At 61.1% G+C, this 4,147-nt stretch carries 3 protein-coding genes; all 3 read right to left on the bottom strand.

Annotation, left to right across the window (positions count from 1 at the left end):
* Positions 1 to 3,114 (bottom strand): DUF6531 domain-containing protein (locus tag ACTHNZ_RS15845; RefSeq protein WP_440543478.1); only part of this gene is annotated, 3,114 nt, incomplete at its 3' end.
* Between the two features lie 13 nt (positions 3,115 to 3,127).
* Positions 3,128 to 3,550, bottom strand: coding sequence for a DcrB-related protein (locus ACTHNZ_RS15850; RefSeq protein WP_440543480.1), 423 nt, complete (start codon positions 3,548 to 3,550; stop codon positions 3,128 to 3,130).
* Positions 3,551 to 3,579: 29 nt separating this feature from the next.
* On the bottom strand, positions 3,580 to 4,147 hold a 568-nt coding region (locus ACTHNZ_RS15855), incomplete at its 5' end, for a bacteriophage T4 gp5 trimerisation domain-containing protein (RefSeq protein WP_440543481.1).

Below are 4,147 nucleotides of genomic sequence, written 5' to 3' on the forward strand. Positions count from 1 at the left end.
CTCCATGCGCTCGAAAGCCGACTTCGGACCGGCGGCTTGTCGTTGCAGCCGCCCCATGAGGTCGTACCGCCGCTGAAGCACGAACTCGCCGGCCTGCCGCCCGACGTCACGTCCAAGCTCGTCGCGCAGGATCGACATCGCGCCAACTTTCGTTAGCGCACCGAGGCGGTCGTATTCATACTCCGTTTCCCGGTGAGGCGTGATTCTCGCCGCTCGCGCGCCCTTTGCGTCATAGATGTGCCGAAGCAAATGACCATGCTGATCCTCGCCGATCAACCGGCCCTTGGCATCGTAGGCGAATCGCGTAACGTGCGCCGACTCGCCATGCACCTCCGCAGTCGCCAGCCGTCCACACTCATCGTAGGTGTAGGCAAGCCTGACATCCCCCGCATCCACCGAGGTGAGACGGTCAAAACCGTCGTATTCGTAGCGCCACTGCCCACCATCAGGCAATGTCTTCACAAGTAGACGGCCAACCGCATCTCGCTCATAACGCGTTGTCCGTCCGCCCCAATCGATTTCCGCGATGAGGCGCCCCGCGGCGTCGTAACGGTACTCCCACGTTTCGCGCAAGGCATTGACTACCTTAGTCAGCCGCGTTGCATGGTCGTATTCGAAGCGAGTGACATGCCCCGCGGCATCGATCGACGCCGTGACGAGGTCAAATGGTCCGTACTCGCGTCGCGTCACCCGCCCCAACGGATCGACGTGCTCAACCGGGAGCCCTTCGCTGTTGTACCTTACGCTGATCGTGGTGCCGTCTGCCTGCGCAATCTCCGACACCATGCCGCGAGGGTTCTTCGGCCCCGCCTGGTACGTGTATTGGGCACGGCCTCCGTCAGGAGCGGCTTCTTCGAGCAAACGACCCAGCACGTCATAAACCGTGCGGAATTCGGCCCCCGTCGGTAGTCGAGTGGAGATGAGCCTTAACTGCTCGTCGTAATCGAGCCGCGTTTCGCAATCGCCGTCGACCACGCGCAGCAGTTCGCCACGTTCGCCGTACCGGTAGCGCGTTGCGCTTCCGTCAGGTGCGATCCGTGCTGTCAGCCTGTGCAGATGGTCATACTCGAAGCGAACGCGGCCACCGTTGTTCAGCTCGACGGCCGACATCAGCCGGTTGTCGTCGTATTCGAACCGCGTCACGCGCTCGCCTGGCTCCCGGATGGCAATAAGATTGCCACGCGCATCGTACTCAAAGGCGGTGCTTCGCCCGAGCGCATCGGTCTGCGATACAAGTCGGCCCAGTTGCCATTCTCGCAGCGTCCGATGACCGAGAGGATCGGTCTCGGAAGTCACCAAGCCATTGCTGTCGTACTCGTACAGCCACTCGCCGTCACCATCGACCACACGCGTGCGCGCCTCTTCGTAGATGAAGTACCCAGTGTGGTATTTCTGACGCGTTTCTGTCTGGACTACGCGGCCGGCGTTGTCGTAGCGATATCGCACCTCCGTCTGATCCGAGTCGAGCCAACTCGTCATCCAGCCGTTGGCATCGTACGTATAGCCGAAATGCCCGTGCTGAAAGCTCGCGACGCGAGCGAGCATCCCGCCGCTATACGCGTATTCGACAAGCGTTTGAAGCTTCTCGTTTTCGTCGATGAGGTCGATCTTGTCGACCCAGTTTTCCGACCCGTGGTATCGAACCTTCAACCGATACCCATCGGTGTGCGCTAGCTCGGCCAGACGGCCGACCGTATCGTAGGCAAACGAAATCGAATTACCGCTCAGATCCTCGATCCGTTCGAGTCTCGATGTGCCACCGTCGATCAGTGGTGAGAACACCAGTACCTGCCGAGTCTCGTAGTCGAAGATTCGCGGCTCGTCCCGTTTGCCCAGCAGCCGATAGCGCGGCTCGCGCACATTGATTCCATCAAGCCCGACGTCAGGAGCAACAAACGAAATCGCCTGACCGCCTGCGTTGTGGAACCTAACGAGATACCCGTCGGCAAATTCGAGCCGCTGCGACCAGCTCGTCGACCATCTTGGACCTAATAGGCCACGATCGTCCGAACGCGTACGGTAACGTCGCGTCAGTTGCAGCGGCAAAACACCGGGAATCGCAATATCCGTTCGGATATCGACCATCTCCCCGGTTGCAACATCGATCGGGTCTTCTTTACAGGTCGAGACCTCGTCTTTCTTTCCGGACACTTCCGCCGACTGCGTCGGCTCGCGCTTCGGGAGCGCTTTGGCCATCAATCCACCGAGCTTCGCACCGAGCATCCCGCCCAGCAAACCAGCCAAGAATTCTTCCCCGGCGCTCAGCTCTGGGTTCTTCGGGCCGTATTGCCCCGTGGTCCTGTCCACCCACACACTTTTTCGGCCAGCGTTGACTTTCGCACTGCAGTGGGTCGAATGGCCGATGCGAACGAGCGGTAGGCCATTGATCGTGATCGTCTTGCTTCCCTCGACAAGAGGCTCGGGCGAACTAGCGTGATGCGAGCACGCGGTGACATCCGTAACGCGTGCCGCGGCCTTGCCTTCGAACGTCACATTGGGCGAGCCGCTCGTAATCGTCCCGCAATTGCTGCCCATGCTCTGGCTTGCAGCGGCAAGCGCGCCGCCTATGCTCAGCCCGCCCGCCATGCAGGCACCGACGATCAGTGCGCCAGCGAGCCCGCCGGTGGCCACGGTGGCTGCCACCATGGCGCCTATCGCAACACCCGCCGCAAGGCCGCCCAACATGCCGAGAAAGCCCGAAGAATGAGCTATGGCATCACCCACGCAGGCTGGGTGTGGATCGCCCCGGCCGATAGTCAATCCCAGTGCATCGCCAACGCGGGTTGCGCCCGCTGCGAGGGCGCCGGTCACGCCGATCTGGCCGAGCGCCCACGCACCGGCCAGCGCAACGACCGCCGGCGCTGCGGCCACCGCCGCCGCACCCGCCACTGCGGCACCCGTTGCGCCCGAGGCCATTGCGGCAGAACCGGCGGCGTACGCACCGTAGCCGACGTCGGCGCCCATCATTCCGTAGTTGGCACCGTCCACCCACTTCATCTGCCGTTGCTTGGCCGCTTCACCGTCTTCAAGCGTCTGCAACCGGGCCAGTCTCTCACTGACACTGCCGGAAGGCTCGCCGGTGTCTCCGGCGATATTGTCGTCATGCTCGGCCATGATCGGGCAGCGGTCAGTTAGGTTCGTTCAAACTCAACGTCTGGATGAGCGCTTGTAGCTGTTCGCGCTGCGTAGCGCTGATCGAACCGGGAGCCGTGAAGGTCAGAATCAGCACGCGGCGGCCGTACTCCACCATTGTCATCAGTTGATGGATGGGCTTGCCATTGTTCAACCAGCGGAACTCGTGCGTGTGCGCGGCCCGGCCCGAGGCCTGTCCGTCTTCCGAGCCTTCAGCCTCGTAGCCCGGTACCTGCTTGGCCACTTTGCGCACTTCATTGGCCGTGTATTCATGAAACTGCATCCCCCACGGCAGATCCTCGCGCGTGATCACGAAGCTCACACCCTCGGTCCCGGTAGCGGACGACACGAATACGTTCATGGTCTTATCGTGCCATTCGGGCGGCAGCGCCAGCGTGCCTTCTTGCAATTGATACATGTTGAGTTCCGGTTGGAGAGGCTTCGGCATTAGCCGTTGTCGGGATTGATGTGCGTGCTGCTGGACTGAACCTTGATCTGGCCGTCGTCGATGTGGATGACGGACGAGCCCTTATAGATATCGATGGAGTCCGCGGTCATGTGAATCTTGGTTCCGCCGTCGCCGCCGACCTTGATCCAAAGTTCCTTGGCCTCTACCGTATGCACGCCGTCGGGTGTCTGCTGTAGCGTGTCACCCTTTGTGACGATGTCGAACAGATTGCCCGTCGATACAGTCGTCGCATGGTCGCCCTTGTCCACCGTGATGATGCGGTCGCCGGCCACGACTTTCGTCGTCTGCCTGTTCTCGACAACGGTATTCATATCCTTCTGCGCATGCATGAAGAATTCTTGCGCACCGTTCACGTCCGAAAACCGCAATTCATTCGAGCCTTTTCCCTTATGCGTTTGGCTCTTGATCCCCATCGTCTGCCCAGCCGTCCCATGATACGGATTGCCAGCTTCCCCATTGAACACGCGCCCGATCACCAAAGGCATGTCAGGGTCTCCCTGATCATGCGCGATCACGACCTCTTGGCCGATACGCGGTATCGCCGAT

The sequence above is a fragment of the Trinickia sp. genome (assembly GCF_051953955.1).
GTDB lineage: Bacteria > Pseudomonadota > Gammaproteobacteria > Burkholderiales > Burkholderiaceae > Trinickia.